This is a genomic window from Amycolatopsis sp. SID8362 (assembly GCF_010550475.1).
Lineage (GTDB): Bacteria > Actinomycetota > Actinomycetes > Mycobacteriales > Pseudonocardiaceae > Amycolatopsis > Amycolatopsis eburnea.
Genome location: NZ_JAAGNB010001102.1, coordinates 1 through 221, shown reverse-complemented (window position 1 = coordinate 221; position 221 = coordinate 1). Strand labels below are relative to the sequence as shown.

Annotated in this window: 1 pseudogene; it reads right to left on the bottom strand. The window is 74.2% G+C overall.

Annotated features, from left to right (window positions below):
- A pseudogene (locus tag G3I65_RS34050) lies at positions 1-221 on the bottom strand (MFS transporter); the annotation flags it as partial.

The following is a 221-nucleotide window of genomic DNA, read 5'->3' as shown; positions in this document are numbered from 1 at the left end:
AGGCGGACCGCGATCATCGTCGCCGAGAAAGCGAAGTAGCCCAGGGAGGCCAGCGCGGGCGTCGCGCCGGTGACGTCGGCGAGGTACACCGCGCTCCAGCTGTTGACCGCGCCTTCGGCGACGAACCCGCAGAACGCGATCACGCCCAGCGGCACCAGCGCCCGGCTCGGCCACGCGAACGCCGCGTCGCCCTGGCCGCGGTCGGCGCCGGTCAGGAACCG